The sequence below is a fragment of the Muriventricola aceti genome (assembly GCF_025567565.1).
Lineage (GTDB): Bacteria > Bacillota > Clostridia > Oscillospirales > Oscillospiraceae > Lawsonibacter > Lawsonibacter aceti.
In genome coordinates this window covers 1,599-3,155 of record NZ_JAOQKF010000024.1, presented here as the reverse complement: position 1 = coordinate 3,155, position 1,557 = coordinate 1,599, and the positions used below count along the sequence as shown (strand labels likewise).

General features: G+C 53.9%; 1 protein-coding gene and 1 pseudogene. Both read right to left on the bottom strand.

The genetic code is table 11. The features are described from left to right. Positions 1-1,051, bottom strand: a pseudogene (locus OCV64_RS16020) (hypothetical protein); the annotation flags it as partial. A 13-nt stretch (positions 1,052-1,064) separates the two neighbouring features. Further along, on the bottom strand, positions 1,065-1,557 hold a 493-nt coding region (locus OCV64_RS16015), incomplete at its 5' end, for a hypothetical protein (protein WP_262670547.1).

Here is a 1,557-nt window from a genome sequence, read left to right as displayed (position 1 = left end):
CGCCGTTATTCGCCATGGAACCGGATACCAATGTGCCTTTCGCATCTACGATCTTCTTACCAGTCAGCACATCAGCCGCAGCAGCCGTTACTCCGCTTACGTCCTGATATGCGGCTGGAATGGCTCCAACGGTAACCTTAGACAGCACCTTTCCAGTAGTTGGCGCAATCTTCTGGGCGGACTTGCTGGGGGTTGCGGTCTTTTCCTCCAGCGTGATAGATACTGTTCCAGCTCCGTCATGGTGTCCTGCCGGAATCGTATAGGATGGAGCCGTAACGGTCAGCGTTTGGGTAACTGCCCCATTATCTGGCATCGTACCCGTGACCTTGCTGCCGCCAACATAGGCAGTTTCCCCATCGAGGATTTGTCCAGCCTCTGCGGTGGCGTCTGTTGTGTCTACAAACTCCTCTGGGATAGCTCCCACGGTGACGGAGGAAAGCACCTTGCCCTCTGTTGCCTCTACAGTCTGCTCGGACTTTGTAGGCGTGACGGTTTTCGTCTCTGGGACAATCTGCACCTTACCAGTACCAGCATGGTACCCCTTGGGGATGGTGTATGACGGTTCCTCCGCTGTAAGGGTTTTATTTGCGGCACCATTGTTTGGCATGGTGCCGGTAGAAACCTTACCCGTCTTATCTACAAATACCTTTCCAGTCAGCACGTCAGCCACAGTGGTGGTCACAGCAGACACATCCTGGTAACTATCGGGAATCGGAGATACCGTCACATCAGACAGTCCGTAATAACCGGGGTCTGGAGTCACGTTCTGCTGAACCTTGGTAGGCGTAACACTCTTACTCTGGAGGTTATAGTTTCCACCCCCAGCCACACCGGACACTGTACCACTTCCGTTGTGGTAGCCCTTCGGGATGGTGTATGTATCGCCCTCCTGGACTTGCGCCGATACAGCGCCCCGGTTTTCAATACCCTCGATCTCTGTCGCCAGCTTGTCCAATGTGTCAACGCTCGTGCCAATACCAAGCTCTACCGCTTTCGCACGGATCGTATTTCGTGCGGTTTGGATGCGGCTGATTTCAGTTGCTACGCTCATTTTTTACCACCTTTCAAATCGTCCCTAAAAGGATCTCGATATTTCCAACAGTATCCTGCACCGCCGCCGCGGTAATGGGAAGGGTGTTATCCCCCTCGAAGTCGCTCACCGCATTTACAGAGAGTGTATTCGTTTCTCTGTCCAGCAGTAGGCCGTGGCCGATCTTATAGCCACCACCGCCGCCCTCTGGTAATGGTATATCTGATTCCTCATATTCCCCGGAATCCGGGCTAAAAATGAGCCATGTCCCGTTTGTGCCGGGTTTTGGCGGATTATTGTTAATGTCTGTCAGACGGTCCTCCATCTGCTCAAACTCGGAGGGCAGGGGCGGCGGGAATGCGTCTACCGCATTGATGCTATTAAACACCGTGGCATAAAACAGGTTGCTGTGCCGCACCTGGTCGCCCAGAGTGCCCCGAACCTGCATGGCGTATGTACCGTCATCCGCCAGCATGGAGGCGGTAAGTAGCACACTGTATACTTCTCCATCACGGGAAAGCTGGATG